At 71.2% G+C, this 15,004-nt stretch carries 12 protein-coding genes and 2 riboswitches; of the genes, 3 read left to right on the top strand and 9 right to left on the bottom strand.

Going from position 1 to position 15,004, the window contains the following annotated elements; translation table 11 throughout:
• Positions 1–481 (top strand): COG4315 family predicted lipoprotein (locus ACFFNX_RS23550; RefSeq protein WP_378206122.1); only part of this gene is annotated, 481 nt, incomplete at its 5' end.
• Between the two features lie 111 nt (positions 482–592).
• Here ACFFNX_RS23550 and ACFFNX_RS23555 read toward each other — a convergent pair.
• Positions 593–1,333, bottom strand: a complete 741-nt coding sequence (locus ACFFNX_RS23555) for a M50 family metallopeptidase (protein ID WP_378206125.1) — start codon at positions 1,331–1,333, stop codon at positions 593–595.
• 100 nt (positions 1,334–1,433) lie between these two features.
• Here ACFFNX_RS23555 and ACFFNX_RS23560 point away from each other — a divergent pair, with 100 nt between their 5' ends.
• The gene (locus tag ACFFNX_RS23560; protein WP_378206128.1) at positions 1,434–2,558 is read left to right on the top strand and encodes a DegT/DnrJ/EryC1/StrS family aminotransferase; all 1,125 of its coding nucleotides are present in this window, start codon (positions 1,434–1,436) and stop codon (positions 2,556–2,558) included.
• Positions 2,559–2,616: 58 nt separating this feature from the next.
• Here ACFFNX_RS23560 and ACFFNX_RS23565 read toward each other — a convergent pair whose 3' ends face one another.
• The 4 genes from ACFFNX_RS23565 to ACFFNX_RS23580 form a co-directional block, all read right to left on the bottom strand.
• A complete protein-coding gene (locus ACFFNX_RS23565) occupies positions 2,617–3,576 on the bottom strand; it encodes a DUF8094 domain-containing protein (protein ID WP_378206131.1) in 960 nt (319 codons plus the stop codon).
• 191 nt (positions 3,577–3,767) lie between these two features.
• Entirely contained in the window at positions 3,768–4,004 is a 237-nt protein-coding gene (locus ACFFNX_RS23570; protein WP_378206134.1) for a hypothetical protein, read from the bottom strand.
• A 70-nt stretch (positions 4,005–4,074) separates the two neighbouring features.
• Positions 4,075–5,403 (bottom strand): tetratricopeptide repeat protein, encoded by a 1,329-nt coding sequence (locus ACFFNX_RS23575; RefSeq protein ID WP_378206137.1) that lies wholly within the window; start codon positions 5,401–5,403, stop codon positions 4,075–4,077.
• 123 nt (positions 5,404–5,526) lie between these two features.
• Complete coding sequence (locus ACFFNX_RS23580) at positions 5,527–6,207, bottom strand: pyridoxine/pyridoxamine 5'-phosphate oxidase (protein ID WP_378206140.1); 681 nt, start codon at positions 6,205–6,207, stop codon at positions 5,527–5,529.
• A gap of 168 nt (positions 6,208–6,375) precedes the next feature.
• Here ACFFNX_RS23580 and ACFFNX_RS23585 point away from each other — a divergent pair, with 168 nt between their 5' ends.
• Positions 6,376–7,707, top strand: coding sequence for a class II 3-deoxy-7-phosphoheptulonate synthase (locus ACFFNX_RS23585; protein WP_378206143.1), 1,332 nt, complete (start codon positions 6,376–6,378; stop codon positions 7,705–7,707).
• Positions 7,708–7,739: 32 nt separating this feature from the next.
• On the opposite strand, the gene ACFFNX_RS23590 is transcribed toward ACFFNX_RS23585, so the two are convergent.
• The 4 genes from ACFFNX_RS23590 to ACFFNX_RS23605 all read right to left on the bottom strand — a co-directional run bounded on the left by ACFFNX_RS23590 (position 7,740) and on the right by ACFFNX_RS23605 (position 14,886).
• The gene (locus tag ACFFNX_RS23590) at positions 7,740–8,684 is read right to left on the bottom strand and encodes a C40 family peptidase (RefSeq protein ID WP_378206146.1); all 945 of its coding nucleotides are present in this window, start codon (positions 8,682–8,684) and stop codon (positions 7,740–7,742) included.
• 68 nt (positions 8,685–8,752) lie between these two features.
• Positions 8,753–8,935, bottom strand: a riboswitch (cyclic di-AMP (ydaO/yuaA leader).
• 1,630 nt (positions 8,936–10,565) lie between these two features.
• Entirely contained in the window at positions 10,566–11,528 is a 963-nt protein-coding gene (locus ACFFNX_RS23595) for a CHAP domain-containing protein (RefSeq protein WP_378206149.1), read from the bottom strand.
• A riboswitch (cyclic di-AMP (ydaO/yuaA leader) is annotated at positions 11,527–11,675 on the bottom strand. (Overlaps the previous gene by 2 nt.)
• 533 nt (positions 11,676–12,208) lie before the next feature.
• Positions 12,209–13,138, bottom strand: a complete 930-nt coding sequence (locus tag ACFFNX_RS23600; protein ID WP_378206152.1) for an NADP-dependent oxidoreductase — start codon at positions 13,136–13,138, stop codon at positions 12,209–12,211.
• 44 nt (positions 13,139–13,182) lie between these two features.
• Positions 13,183–14,886 (bottom strand): TRAFAC clade GTPase domain-containing protein, encoded by a 1,704-nt coding sequence (locus ACFFNX_RS23605; RefSeq protein ID WP_378206155.1) that lies wholly within the window; start codon positions 14,884–14,886, stop codon positions 13,183–13,185.
• Positions 14,887–15,004 lie beyond the last annotated feature (118 nt).

Here is a 15,004-nt window from a genome sequence, read left to right on the forward strand (position 1 = left end):
GGGATCGCCGGCGGCGCCGGAGTCGTCACCGGCCGAGTCGCCGAGGTCGCCGGAGCCCCGGCCGGCGCCGTCCGGCGAGATTCCGCCGCCCGCCTCGTCCGCCTCGCCCGGCGCCGGTCCGCTGGAGATCAGGGCGAGGCAGACGCGGTACGGCCGGATCCTCGAGGACGGCCGGGGCAAGACGATCTACGTGGCGGCCAAGGACAACGCCGACTTCGAGTCGAACTGCACCGGCGCCTGCACGAAGGACTGGCCGCCGCTGTTCACCAACGGCCAGGTCAACGCCGGACCCGAGGTGAACTCGGCCTGGCTCGGCACGATCGGCCGGACCGACGGTCCGACCCAGGTGGAGTACAACGGCTGGCCGCTCTACTACTCGGCGCGCGACATCGGGCCCGGCGACATCAACGGTCAGGGCCTCAGCGCGTACGGCACGACCTGGTACGTCGTCGACGCCGACCGGGGCCGCCCCGTCAAGTGATCGACGATCCCGGACCAGCAGCCGCAGCACGCGGCGGTCGTACCGGGCCGAGGCCTCGTCGATGTCCAGGCCGGCCCCCGGGCTGTGCGCGCGCCGGGACCCGGGGGCACGTCAGTGCCAGTTCGGCAGGTGCGGCAGCGAGTCCGGCAGCAGCCACGCGCCGCCCGCCACGAGCGCGATGACGGAGACGACGCCGAAGCCGAACACCCACATCAGCCCCGGCATGCCGGTGAGCCGGGCCAGCTGGTCGGCGTCGGAGTCGGGCGCGCGGCCCCGGGCGCGCTTGCTCTGCAGCTCCACCACCGGGCGCGCGCCCGCGAGCAACAGGAACCAGGTGAACCCGTACGCGAACGCCGCCTGCACGGTCGGCGAACCGAACCAGGACACCGCGAAGATCACCGCACCGGTCGTGACGACGGACAGCACTCCGTACACGTTGCGGATCAGCAGGAGGATCGCGGCCAGCAGGACGATGCCCGCCCAGAGCATGGCCGTGATGTGCCCGGTCGCGAGCAGCCCGGCCGCGCCGAGGCCGAGCAGCGGCGGCGTGACATAGCCGGCGAACGCCGTGACGATCATGCCCGCGCCGTACGGCTTGCCGCTGGAGACGGTCACGCCCGAGGTGTCGGAGTGGAGGCGGATGCTGTGGAGTTGCCGGCCGGTGACCAGCGCGGCGAGCGCGTGCCCGCCCTCGTGCGCGATGGTCACGACGTTGCGCAGCACATGCCACACCGAACGGACCGACACCGCCCCGAGCGCGGCCACGCCCGTCAGCGTGACCAGCCACCACGGCGGATGCGGTTGCGTGCCGATGACGTCGTGCCAGACGTCGCCGAGTGTGGACAGTTCCATGCATCACCTCTGAGGGGTACGACGTGCCGGGGCGCCGTGAAGTTTCTCGGGTGGGCGAACCCATATCTTGGCTCAAGTCGGCCAGTAAGGTGTTGCCACTATGAGCGACCCGTTGATGAGCGTTTATCCGCCACTCGAGCCGGCCTCCCTGGTGACGCGGCGGTCTCGGCTCTTCCCGTTCGACAGGGACGGGCTCACCTTCACGCACCTGGGGCGCGGTGCGATCTGGCTGGCGCTGAAGGCACTCGGCCTCGGCGCCGGCACCCGCATCGCGATGCCCGCCTACCACTGCGGCTCGGAGGTCGAGGCGGCCCGGCTCGCCGGCTGCGAGGTCGTCTTCTACCGGGTCTTCCCGACGTTGCAGGTCGACGAGGAGGACCTGATGCGGGTGGCCCGGCAGTGCCACGCCACCTATCTCATCTCCTACTACGGCTTCCCGATGCCGTCTCTGCCGCCCGGCACCCGGGTCATCGAGGACGCCGCGCACGCGCTGTTCTCCTACGACGGCGGCGGGGCCATCGGCTCGCGCGGCGACGCGGCCATCTTCTGCCCGCGCAAGTCGCTGGGTGTGCCCGACGGCGGCGCGGTGCTCATCCGGGGCGGATCCATCGAGGCGACCGGCCGGCCGCCGTGGAAGGGCATGGCGCGCTCGATCGCCTCTCAGGGCATGGGCTGGGCCGCCCAGTCGCGCGCCGGCGTGCTGCGCGCCCCCGCCACCAAGGTCTTCCGCAAGGTCAGCAAGACCGAACAGGCGGTCCAGGCGGGCACGCTCACCGAGGTCGTCATCGGCGAGTGGGACCTCGAGGTCGCCGACATGGAGAACGCGGCGTCCAAGCCCTCCCGCATGACCGAGTGGGCCGTGCACGGCGCCGACGGGCAGCGCATCCGCGAACTCCGCCGCCGCAACTACCAGATCCTGCTGAACTCCCTGCCCGAGGTCTGCCCCGACCGGTTCCGCGGCCTGCCCGACGGCGTCGCGCCGCTCTACTTCCCCGTACGCGTGCCCGAGCGCGACCGCACCATCGCCGAGCTGCAAAAACGCGGCGTACGCTCGATCGAGATCTGGCCGGTGGCACACCCCCTGCTCGACCGCGCGCGCTTCGGCGAACTCGAGCCGTTGCGTCACCAGATGCTCGCGCTCCCGGTCCACCAGGGCCTGAGCGAGTGGCACATCGAGCAGGTCGCCCAGGCGGCGCGCGAGGCCATCACCGCCGCGCACCGCTGACCGGCCGATCGCCGGGCCCGCCGCGAGCCCAGGTCACGGGACCTGGGCCCGCGGGGGGTCAGCTTCCGCTCGCCCCGATCGGCAGGTGCCCCGACGCCAGCACGACGGTCTTCCCGCCGTCCTTGGGCAGGTGCGCGGCGAACCTCCACAGCCACGTGCCGTGGTAGTCGTGGTGGTACCTCTTCGGTCCGAAGGCGAAGAAGGGCTTGTCGGGCTGGTACCAGGCGGTCGTGATCTCCGTGCTGTAGTCGAGTTCCTGCGTCGCGGTGTACCAGACGAGGGCACCGCCGTCGGCGGTCGCGAGCGCGTACACGGGGTAGTCGGCCGGCTTCCAGGTCGTCCCGCCGCGCCACGCGGCGTCCGAGGTGATCTTGTTGACGAAGCCGCGCCACTGCGTGCCGAGCTTGGAGGTCAGGCCGCCGGACGCGAAGCCCGTGCCACGCAGGCCCGCCGCGACGTTGCTGAGGTACTCCGAGTGCGCGGCGGCGACCTTCGCGGTGGCCGGCGTCGTCACCGCCGTGGCCGAGCCGTCCGCGCCCCGCGCGATGGCGGGGAACGACGTCTTGTCCTTCCAGGCGGTGGTGGCGAGCTTGTACGTTCCGCCGCTGTCCGCGAAGACGAGGAACTCCTCGCCGCCGCCCGAGGGCTTCGCGTCGACCGCGAACCAGTCGGCGTTGCGCGGGATGTAGAAGCGGGGAGAGTGGTAGGTGAACGGCTTGATCTTCGAGTCCAGACCGGCCCGGGTGACCTTGTAGTCGGCCAGGTCGCTCTTCAGCATCGCCCCGGTCTCGATCGTGGACAGCGTCTTGTCCGACATGTGGGCGTTGGCCTGGTTGTTGGTCTTCTGGTACTGGGCGAAGATGGCCCGCGCCCGGGCCTCGGTCAGCGTGTTCGCGGCCGGGGTCGTGGCGGACGCCGAGGGGCTCGGCGACGTGCCTCCGCCACCCCCGCCACCGCCGCCGCATCCGGCGGCGAGCATCCCAAGGGTCATGAGTCCGGCGACCGTCCGTGTGCGCACTTGATCTTCTCCGAGCCTGGGGGACGAGAGCGCCCCGGCGCCGGACGTACCGGACCAGGGCGTCGTTACGAAGGAGAGGCGCGGATGGGCCTCAACTGTTGCGGATCACCACGATAAGGGCTGTTCACCCCGCTACGCCGATCGGGTCGCCCGAACGGATCTCCTCCGCGCGAAGACCTGCCGGGACGAGATCAGGACGAGAGCGGCGAGTCCGTGGCCGGGTCGCCTGCGTGGCCGATCGCGCGGGGTGTGGTGGCGATCTTGTCGATCACCTCACCCGTCGTGCGCGGTTCGTACCGGATGGTCGTGGCGCGCGGGCTCTGCTCGGCGTACAGGTGGAGGACGCCGCGCCCGAGCGGCAGCTTGTCCTGGAGGATCTGGCGGGTGCCGACTCGCCGTCGCGGTCGACGGCGCGAATGGGTACACACGGCCGTTGAAGACGTCCCCGGGGATTCGACGGGCCCGGTCGTCGGTTTCCGGGCCCGTCGACGCGTGTGCTCAGATCTTGCGGATCACCACGATGGGGGTCTGCTCGTCCTCGTTGCCGGCCGGGTTGTCCGACAGGACCTTCTCCACCCACTTGCGGTCGACGCCCGCCGACGCGCCGACGACCCATGCTCCGGTCAGGTTGTTCGCGTCGACGACGCACACGTGGCAGCCGAGGGCCGCGGCGAGCTCCTCCGACAGCTTGTCGGGACGGCCGGGGCCGAAGAGGAGGTGGTGGTCGTGCGGCGGCAGGGCGGCGGCCACGTCGTCGATCATCGCGGCGCCCGGCCCGGCGACGCGGTAGAACCAGCCGCGCTTGCCGACGAGTTTGCCGGCCGCGCCCGCGGCGGCGCCGAGCAGCACCTTCGCGCGCCCGGCCTCCATGATCGCGCCCTGCATGCCGGCCGGGCTGTGCAGCGGCCCGATCTTGCCGACGAACTTGCTGAGCTGCTTGGCCATGCCCTCCGGCGTGATCATCTCCAGCGGGATCATCCGGCCCTGACCGGCCGAGGCGGGGCTCTCGGACAGCGCGAGGATGTCGTCGGGACGCAGCTGGCCGGCGGTGGCCTCCTGGATCACCGGGAGGATGCCGGAGCGCAGCGTGATCATCCTGGTCTTGATGGGGATGCGGCGGGCGCCGACGGTCCGCTCGTCGACCGGCGCCACCGTCGGCGGCTTCGCCGGGGCCGTCTCGCCGAAGTGCTGGTGCAGCATCTCCCTGATCTGCAGGTTGCCCGCGTAGATGGACGCCCCGCGCTGGAGGACCTCCCGTGCGCCCGCGGGGTCGCCCGCCTCGAGCCGCAGGTGGGCCAGCAGCGTGTAGTCCGACGCGTAGACCAGGTAGTCCGGCGCCAGCGCGATCAGGTCGGTCTGGTACTTCAGGGCGCGGAGCTTGTCACCCCGGTCCACCGCCCACTTCGACAGGCGCTTGAGCGCGTGCCGGCGCAGCTGGGAGTCGTTCACGACCGACTCAAGGAGCGCCTCGGCCTCGTCGAGGCGGCCGCCGTCCTTGAGGATGTCGGCCAGCGTCAGGGCGTACCAGGGGATGGTCGGGTACTTCTCGCGCGCCGAGCGGACGATCTCCGCGGAGCGGTTGTAGTCGCCTCGCCACTTGTACACCTCGGCGAGCGCCGCGGTGGCGAAACGGGTGTCGCCGCCGGCTGCGAGGGCCGCGTTGGCGATCTGCTCGGACTTCCGGTCGTCTCGCTCGTTGGTGAGGACGAGCCACGACAGCAGCGACAGCCCGTCGCCTTCGAGATCGGCCTGCCTCGACTCCAGGAGCTGCTGGGCCTCTTCCGGCTTACGGAGCCAGATGTCATAGGCGCGGCTGGTGGTGCTCATGTCAGAACCTCATGCGTCGTCGGCTGTCTGCGGAGAATCGGCCCATCATCGCAGAAGCGGGCCGCGCCCGGGGTGAAGGCGATCAACTGTGGTCCGGCCCCGGACCGGACCGACCGGTGGAGACTACGGCCACAGCATGTGGCGTTCCCACGGGCCGTGAGGATCCGTGCGTTCGTACCGCAGCCGGGTGTGAACGCGGTCCTTGTCGGCCTGCCAGAACTCGATCTCGGCCGGAACGAGCGTGTAGAGCGTCCACTCCGTACTGACCAGGGCGGGGTCCGCCTCGATCCGGGCCAGCGCCGCGCGGAAGGCGCGGTCGCGGTCCTCAAGGCTCTCCAGATGTCCGCTCTGGCGGCCCAGCAGCGCCTCGGCGCGGGCGGAGGGCGCACGGGCCAGCAGGTCGGCGGCGCTCTGTTCGGGGGAGGCGGGCTCCACGCCGCCCCGCACGCGTACCTGGCGGCCTTGCAGCGGCCAGTAGAAGGTGAGTGCCGCGCGGGGCACGTCCGCCAGCTGACGGCCCTTGGGACTGCCGGCGTGGACCGCGAACTGCCAGCCGCCGGCGTCCACGTTCTTGAGGATGAGGACCCGTGCGTCGGGGCCGCCGTCCGTACCGACGGTCGACAGCGTCATGGCGTGTGGATCTGGCACCCCGGCCTCGACCGCCTCCCTCAGCCAGCCGAGGAACAGGTCGACCGGCTCGGCCGGGGCACGAGCGGGGTCGAAGTCCGCCAGCGGGCCGGCGAACACCTCCAGGCTCCGCAGCCACTCCCGTACGGTCTGCCCGAGACCTTCGCTTTCGCCCATCATGTCCCCCTTGGTGGTCGGTGTCCCCGCCGTCCATCCTCCTCGCCCCTGCCGAGGCCGGGGACGGCGGCCTGGAGGGTATGCGTCTCCCCAAGACCGGGCAAGGGCGCCGCGTCGCGGGTGGCCGCCTGCCCATGCATGGCGTAGGGGTCGATACCCTAGGTGCCCGTGGACCTCCTTGACTCCTGGCGTGATCTTCCTGCGGCCCAGCAGCCCGATTGGCCCGACCCCGCTCAGGTGCGCGGCGTCGCCGACCAGCTCGCCAAGCTTCCGCCGCTCGTGTTCGCGGGCGAGTGCGACCAGCTCCGTGCGGAGCTCGCCGCCGTCGCGCGTGGCGAGGCGTTCGTGCTGCAGGGCGGCGACTGCGCGGAGACGTTCTCCGGCGCCACCGCCGACGACGTGCGCAACAAGCTCAAGACCCTGCTCCAGATGTCGGTCGTCCTGACGTACGCCGCGAGCGTGCCGGTCGTGAAGATCGGCCGGATGGCGGGCCAGTTCGCCAAGCCGCGCTCCAAGCCGGTCGAGGTCCGGGACGGCGTCGAGCTTCCCGCGTACCGCGGCGACATGGTCAACGGCTTCGGCTTCACCGCCGAGGACCGGATGCCCGACCCGGGACGTCTGCTGCGGGCCTACCACGCCGCCGCGGTGACGCTGAACCTCTGCCGCGCCTTCACCCAGGGCGGGTACGCCGACCTGCGTCAGGTCCACGCGTGGAACCAGGACTTCGTGGCCAACAGCCCGGCCGGGCGCCGCTACGAGCGGCTGGCGGGCGAGATCGACCGGGCGCTGGCGTTCATGCACGCCGCCGGCGCCGACCCGGAGGAGTTCCACCGCGTCCAGCTGTACTCCAGCCACGAGGCGCTCATCCTCGACTACGAGCGGGCGCTGACCCGCATCGACTCGCGTTCCGGCCTGCCGTACGACGTGTCCGGGCACTTCCTGTGGATCGGCGAGCGCACCCGGCAGCTCGACGGCGCGCACGTGGAGTTCATGCGGCGCATCCGCAACCCGATCGGGGTCAAGCTCGGCCCGACGACGTCCGCCGAGGACGCCCTGGCGCTCATCGACAAGCTCGACCCCGAGCGCGAGCCGGGCCGCCTGACGTTCGTGATCCGCATGGGCGCCGGTCGCGTCCAAGACGCGCTGCCGCCGCTGGTGGAGAAGGTCACCGCGAGCGGGGCGAAGGTCGCGTGGATCTGCGACCCGATGCACGGCAACACGTTCGAGGCGGAGAGCGGCTACAAGACCCGCCGGTTCGACGACGTCGTGGCCGAGGTGGAGGGCTTCTTCGACGTCCACCGGTCGCTGGGCACCCACCCGGGCGGCGTCCACCTGGAGTTCACCGGCGACGACGTCACCGAGTGCGTGGGCGGCGGCCACGAGATCGTCGAAGACGACCTGCACCAGCGGTACGAGACCGCCTGCGACCCGCGGCTCAACCGCAGCCAGGCGCTCGACCTGGCGTTCATGGTCGCGGAGATGTACCGCACGACGAAGTGAGAAAAGGGGCCCCGCGCCCGGGGCCCCTTCACTCAGACGATGCGTACGGCTCCGGCGAACGGGCGGGTCGCCAGGTCGGCGACGCGCACGTGGTCGCCGGTGTGCGGTGCGTGGATGAACTTCCCGTCTCCCAGGTACATCCCCATGTGGTGGATGTCGGAGTAGAAGAACACCAGGTCACCGGGCTGTAGATCGTTCCGTGGGACGTGGACGCCGGCGTTCCACTGGTCGCCGCCGTAGTGCGGCAGGTTCACCCCGACCTGCTTGTACGCCCACATGGTCAGCCCGGAGCAGTCGAACCCCTTCCCGGGCGTGGCGCCGCCCCAGACGTACGGGACGCCGAGCTGCGTCAGCGCCGCGCGTACGGCCCCGATCGCCTTGCTGGACCCGCCCGGGATCTCCGGCACGCTCTCGCCGTGCTCGGCGCGCTCGACGGCGTCCTTGAGCAACGGCCTGCGCAGCTTGTCGAGCGTCCTGCCGATCGTCGTCTTCTTCTGCGCGAGCTGCGTCTTGAGCGCCGCGGACCGCGACGCCCGGTCCTGGGCGTTCTGCCAGGCGCGCTCGGCGTTCTGGATCGCCTGGGTGAGCTGGCGGACCTGGGTGTCGTCCTGCTGGGTGAAGAAGTGCAGGGTCGCGGCCTGGTCCAGCAGTGCCTGCGGGTCCCTGGAGGAGAACAGGGCAGGGGCCTCGTCGGGTGCGCTGTTCATGTAGCGCAGCGCGGCCAGCCGGCCGACACGCCGCTGGATGGCCTTGAGGGCCTTGGTCTCGCGCTGCGAGGTCGCCTTGGCGATCGCGCTGGCGCGCTGGGCCTGCCGCAGCCGGACACGCAGTCCGTCGTACTGCTCGGTGAGCTGTTCGAGCTGGGTGTTCAGCTGGTCGGCCTGTTGCCGGACCGCGTCGATGCCGGGTGTCGGCTTCGCCTCGGCCGCCGGCGATGGTGCGATCAGTCCGGCGGTGAGAAGAATGCCGGCGACCACGGCGTTTTTACTGCGGTGCTGCCTATGATGCGCTTTCGCGGTTCGCGAAGGCTCCATTCAGGTGCTCCTCTTTCTCCTGGGCCGCCTACCGGGTTAGCTGACGGGTTCGGGCAAGGAGAAGCCCTACCGGTTACGGATTCACCCCGGGACCGAGCGCGATGGGAGAGAGTCCCGTGGAGCGCTCCGTGAGTGGGTCCCCGGTTCGCCCGGCGCGCTGGCTTGCGCGTGAGGCGATTCGGCGGTCCGGCCGGGAACCGGCCGGTGACACCGTGGGACATTAACGGACCGTGACGTGACGGCCAACCAGAACATGCGGAGATGGCCTGGCGGCTTCCAGGATGGTCACTGTGGGTGATGCCCTCGTGGTTCTTTCCGCCTAGGAGAGAGCGAGGTCCGGCTGGGGACGGTGCTGCATAGGCCGATATCTCGGGAAATGCGCCGGGCGGTCCGTGGCGATGGTGTACGGCGTCAGGGTCCATTCCGGTCGGTACGGTGGGCGCCTCTTTCCGGACCGGAACCGAGGTCGAGGCAGGGCAGGAACGCGTGAAGGTCCTCGGCGGTGAGACCGGGTGAGGGCAGCAGGCGGATGCTCCGCACTCGCAGGACGGACCAGTCCAACGCATGAAGAGCGCCGAGACCCGCCAGCAGTGGCGCGAGGTGCTCGACCACGTCACGTCACGGCGGCCGCATCGTCATTGAGCACTACAACCGCCCCGTGGCGATCGTCCTGACGTACGCCGCCGAGCTGGAGGACGCGCACATCACCGAGGCCGCCCGACCAAGCACTAGGGTGTGAGAGTCACATGGTGCCTTTCGCGAGGTAGTCGTGTGGTGGCTAGGGCCGGCGGGCTGCTACCCGCCCTCGGGCGGTCCGCCTGGCGCGGACCCGTCGGCCCGCCCTAGGTGTACGCGCACGCGCCGGGGAACGCGTTTTAAGCACCTGGCAGTACTACGTCAATTACAAGCCGCACTTGCTCCCAGAGCCGGTTGCAGTGGATGGTGTGCTGCATCGGCGTCGTGGTGATCTTGAGACATTTGACCGGCCCGGCCGTACTTCGCGATGCCGGAGCATTTTCTAGGACCTAGCCCTGGATGGCCATGTGTCAAGATCGGATTCGTCTTCGACGGTGGTGTGCTGACCTCGGAGGAGCTCGACAAGATCGTCCTCGACTCCACCGAGCACTCTGGATGGATGGTTCGCCCCGTGCCGGAGTGGCAGGAGGTGATGAGCTCACGCCTGTTCACCCGTATCGCGACACTCGCCGAGGCCCAACGCTGGCCGGCGAGCTCGCCGGCTTGGTCGGGCGCCGGCCGGGCGATGGCGGCGTTGTTCACCAGGAGGTCGATCCGCCCCAACGCCTCGATCGCGGCGGCCACGATCCGGGCGGGGGCTGCGGCGACGTCGGCGGCGAACGTGCGGATGCCGGGTCGCGGTGGTCCGCTTGAGTTTCTCCGTGGTCCGGCCCACGGCGGGCACCCGGGCGCCCTCGAGCTGACGGGCGGTCGCCCGGCCGATTCCGGTGTCGCCGCCGGTCACGATCACACTCTGGCCCTGGAGCGACGTCGTCATTGTCATGTCCTGCCCGCCCTCGTCGTCGTCCGGCTCACTCGGCCGTGCCGGGCGGGATCGCGACGACGTTGGACGTTGACCCCGGGGTCAAGCGGGTGAGGCGGGGGATGCCGCCGTCGCAGGCCGACCGAGCGCGAGATCGCGCTCCAGGGGCTGGGTCGGCCTGCGGCGGGTCCACGGGCCGGGCCGGTCGTTCGGATCGAACGCTCGGCTCGGCGCGGGACCGGAGGAAAGCGGCGGTTCCGGGCTCGGCGAGAAGGAGACCCGGAGAGAACACCGAGGGCCCTCCCCACGGGGGAGGGCCCTCGGGCTCAGACGTTGAGGGACTCGGCGGAGTCGGACTGGGAGATCGCGGAGTGGAGGGTGTTCCAGAACGCCAGCTCGGCGTCCTCCTCCAGCTCGGTGATCTTGCCCCAGAACTCCTTGTCCTCGGCCAGTGCCGCGGCCTCCGCGGACACGATCGGCATGACCGCCGTACCGGCGTCCGCGGCGTCCAGGTCGGCCACGTTCATGTCGGCGGGCATCTCGACCGGCGTGCGGTGGTGCTTGCCGCGCTTGCGGACGCGGACGTTCGGAGTCGGCACCGGCACGCGGACCTTCGCCTTGCTCAGCGCCAGCGCCACGGTGCCGAACACCACGACGGCCAGCAGCCCGGTGAGGGCGGCCTGCTGGTCGGGCAGCGGCGGCGCGGAGTCGTGCTGGGCCGTCGTCTGCATCTCGTGCGCGGGCGTGGCGGGCTGCTCGGTGATCTCCTTGGCGGACGGCGGCGGCGCCGAGTGCTTCGGGACGTACTTCTGCTCGGCCGGGGCCGCCTTGACCTTCACCTTCGACGGGTAGCCGTACCCGACGACCTGGCTGACGTCACGGGTGGCGCGGCCGAGCTGGTCGTTGTGGTTGGCCTCGATCGTGTGCAGCGTGTGGCCGTGCACCGACTCGACGATGCCCACGTGCTCGATGTCGCCGATGCTCTTCCCGCCGTTCCACGAGAAGAAGACGATGGCGCCCGGCTCGGGGTGGTGCCCCCACGCGTCGTGCTTCTTGAACCACTTCGCGTGGTCCGGGGTGGAGGCGAACTCGCCCGCCCAGTCCTGGACGCCGGCCTTGTCCGCGGCCCAGGCGAGGAACATGTCGCACCAGGCCGCGTCCTTGAAGACGGGGTCCTTGCCGACGTGCTTGCCGTACCAGTCGCCGTACTTGGTGTATCCGCTGACCTTCTCGTGATAGCCGAGCTGGCCCTTGGCGACCTGCAGCAGTTTGTGACCTATCGGATCCATGTCTCCCCTAACGCCGCCTACCGGGTTAGCTGACGGGTTCGGGCCAGGAGGAGCCCTACCGTGCGAGACGGATTCACCCCAAGGGACTTCGTGGGTCCCCGGTTCCCGCTGCACTGGGGGTGCAGCCGGATTCGGCGGTCGGTCTGTCACCTCCCGGATGGAGGTAAGTCACAGCCCGATTACGGCGCAATGTATCTGAAGTGTCGCGAGAACGGCAACGCGTTCGGAGCGGAAAGTATGGAGCGAAGTACTTACCCACTGTAACCAAGTGGTGGGGCGGTCGGTCGCGCAACAACGGAATTGCGGCTCTCATCTGCGGAAATGGGGGAGTGGTCAATGGCGGCGCCGTCGGGAACAGGCGCGCAGCGTAGTGACCGAACGCACGTCGGGTCGACGCCCGATCGACCGGGTCGACCGGCTTTGTGGGGGGATGTAGCGGTTCACCCCGGCGCGTCGGTGGAATGCGACAGAACGCCACAAGACGCGACGAATCGAGCGCATCGCGTCGTCGTCATGAACCTTCGAACAGCGGCGAAGAAAGTAAATATTCGCCATAATGCGGGTGTCTGCCAGCGCGCGGTTCCGGCCCGCCGCGCGAGGCCCGCGCGGGCTCGAAGTCACATTCATGCCGAGCGGCGCCCAGGCGTCGCCTGGGCGCCGCGCAGCGGCCCGGCGGGTACCTAGTCCACGGTCAGTACGATCTTGCCGCGTGTGTGTCCCTCCGCGCTCAGGCGCTGGGCCTCCGCCGCCTCCGGGAGCGGGAACGTCTTCGCCACCGGGACCGTCAGGCGGCCGTCGTCGGCGAGTCGCGCCAGCGCCGCCAGGTCCGTCGGGTCCGGGCGGACGAACACGTATCGCCCGCCGCGTTCGGTCACCGTCGGGTCCACGATCGACGCCCACCGGCCCTTGCCGGTCAGCAGCTCCGGCGTCACGTCGAGGGCCTCGCCGCCCACCAGGTCCAGCGCCGCCGAGACGCCCCCCGGCGCGAGCCGCCGCACCTCGTCCGCGAGCCCCGCGTCGTACGCCACCGGCTCGGCGCCGAGCGACCGCAGATGGTCATGGTTGTGCGGGCCGGCCGTGCCGATGACCCGGGCGCCCCTCGCCAGCGCGATCTGCACGGCGAACGACCCGACACCGCCGCTCGCCGCGTGGATGAGCACCGTGTCGTCCTCGTTCACCGCCAGCGCCTTCATCAGCGCCTGGTACGCCGTCAGGCCTGCGAGCGGCAGGCCCGCCGCCTCGGCCCACGACAGCCGTGCCGGTTTGCGGCCGAGCGTGCGTACCGGCGCGGACACCAGTTCGGCGTACGTGCCGCGGCCCACGTGGTCCTCGCGCACGTAACCGATGACCTCATCGCCCGGTGAGAACTCGCTGACGGCCGGCCCGACGCGTTCGACCACGCCCGCCAGGTCCCAGCCCGGGATGACCGGGAAGTCCGTCTGGAAGAGCCCGTCGAGCCGGCCCTCCCGGATCTTCCAGTCCACCGGGTTCACCCCGGCCGCCCTGACGCGTACGAGGACGAAGTCGGGCCCGACCTTGGGCTCAGGCGCGTCCGTGGCGAGTTTCAGCACGTCCGGACCGCCATATTGGTTCATCACGATCGCTTTCACACTGTGACCGTTACCCGCGGGACGCGAGGGTTCACACCGATGGCTCAGCGGAACCGCGCGTAAACGGACAGGCCGAGCAGGATCATGATCAGCGGGCCCAGGACGGTCAGCGCGGCGAACAGTGCGCTGCGGCCCGCCTGGTGCCCGTACGGGACCAGCGAGGCCGGGCGGCCCGCCACCGGCCAGGGCTCGCGCAGCTCGTCCGCGGCCGGCCGGTCGTCGAACGCCGGGTCGGCCCGGCCGTCCAGCGGCAGCCCGGCCGCCCAGCCGAACAGCTCGGCCAGCGCCGCGGGCGGGCTGTCCAGGCCGGACGCGAAGTAGCGGACCTCGGCGGCGGTGCGTTCGAGTGTACGGATCGTGTTGCCGAGGCCGAGTCCCTCCAGCCAGCCGCGAGCGTCGTCGCCGAGACCCGCGCCCACCGCCGTGCGGCGCAGCACGTCGGCCTTGGTGACCACCACCGCGATACGCCGTTGCCGGCCCTGGTCGGCGCGGGACCGCAGCTCGGTCAGCAGCCGTTGCAGGGTGTCGGAGGGGTCCTCGTCGGAGGTCGCGGTCGTCTGCTCCACGAGGAGGAGCTCGTCCGTGGTGAGCGCGGATCGCAGCTCCGGCAGGGCGAACGGGTCGATGACGAACAGCAGCGCCTCGCCGTGGTCGAGGTATCGCAGCCGCTCGACCCGCGTCGCGCCCGTGTGCAACTCGCCGGCCGGGTCGAACAGGTAGAGGATCCGGTGCGCGGTCGGCAGCGTCAGGTCGAGCATGGTCGCCACGGGCAGCTCGGGGCCGGTCTTGGCGAGCCGTCCGCCGCGGTCGAGTTCGGCCATCGCCCCGGCGTACGCCCGCGCGTCGCGTGCCTCGCCGAAGCCCGCGCGGCCACTCGCGCCGGCGGCGCTCGCGCGCAGCGCGCGCACGGCGAGGAACATCAGCGTCGTCTTGCCCGCCGCCGGGCCGCCGACGAACGGCAGCGGCTCCACCCGCGCCCGACCGATCCGGCCGGGCAGCCGCCGGTGACAGTGCGGGCAGTACGCCCCGAGGCGGAACCGCCCCAGCAGGATCGTCGTGGGCAGCCGCGCGCCGCAGCGGCACACGTGCCGGAACGCGCCCAGCCGGTTCGGCATGAGCCGGGAGTGGCGTTCGTCGCAGCGTGGGCAGGAGTACTCCGGCAGCGCGAACCGCTGGTAGCAGCCCGCGTGCGGGCAGGCCAGCAGGATCCGGCGGTAGGCCATCCAGACGCGCTCGACCGTGCCGAGCACCGCCACGCAGACCGACCAGACGACCAGGCCGGCCGCCGCCATCACCGCCGTGGCCAGGGCGAACGCCAGCACCGCGACGGCGAGCGGCAGCACGGACAGCGCCATGCCGGCGCACAGCCCGAACCACAGGGGGAACAGCGCGAGCCCCTGAGGCGGTTTCATCAGCGTCTCGGTCAGCGTGCCGGCCGCCCACCGGGCCTGCGTCACGCACCAGGGCAGGGTGCGGCGTTCGAGCGCCGCCATGTCGCGCCACACCTGGACCAGCAGGTAGTGCGGGTAGGCGGAGTCCGGCGGCCCGGGCGCGGGGCGGCGGACCGGGGACGGGCCGTCCACACCGGTGGCGGTGAGAGTGCGCCAGGCGACGGTGAAGAAACGGCCGAGCCCCAGGCCGAACCCGGCGAGCAGGGCGAGCGCGAAAGCAACCGGCAGGACGAACACGCACTCGGCCGCGACCAGCCCGATCCACACGATGGCGACCAGCACGTACACGACCGGCACGGCGTCACGCTCCCCGTCGCCGCAGCGCCCGCCACGCCGACGCCATCTCCGGGTCGCGGTCGGTGCGCGCCGACTCGACGTGCCGCCGGGCGAACCGCCCGAGCCCGTCGCCCCACGC

This window comes from Actinoallomurus acaciae, assembly GCF_042429965.1.
GTDB lineage: Bacteria > Actinomycetota > Actinomycetes > Streptosporangiales > Streptosporangiaceae > Actinoallomurus > Actinoallomurus acaciae.

Bases quoted from the DNA above. Each gene is read 5' to 3' on its own strand.
- ACFFNX_RS23560 (WP_378206128.1), top strand. From the start codon at position 1,434: ATGAGCGACCCGTTGATGAGCGTTTATCCGCCACTCGAGCCGGCCTCC.
- ACFFNX_RS23555 (WP_378206125.1), bottom strand. From the start codon at position 1,333: ATGGAACTGTCCACACTCGGCGACGTCTGGCACGACGTCATCGGCACG.
- ACFFNX_RS23580 (WP_378206140.1), bottom strand. From the start codon at position 6,207: ATGGGCGAAAGCGAAGGTCTCGGGCAGACCGTACGGGAGTGGCTGCGG.
- ACFFNX_RS23575 (WP_378206137.1), bottom strand. From the start codon at position 5,403: ATGAGCACCACCAGCCGCGCCTATGACATCTGGCTCCGTAAGCCGGAA.
- ACFFNX_RS23595 (WP_378206149.1), bottom strand. From the start codon at position 11,528: ATGGATCCGATAGGTCACAAACTGCTGCAGGTCGCCAAGGGCCAGCTC.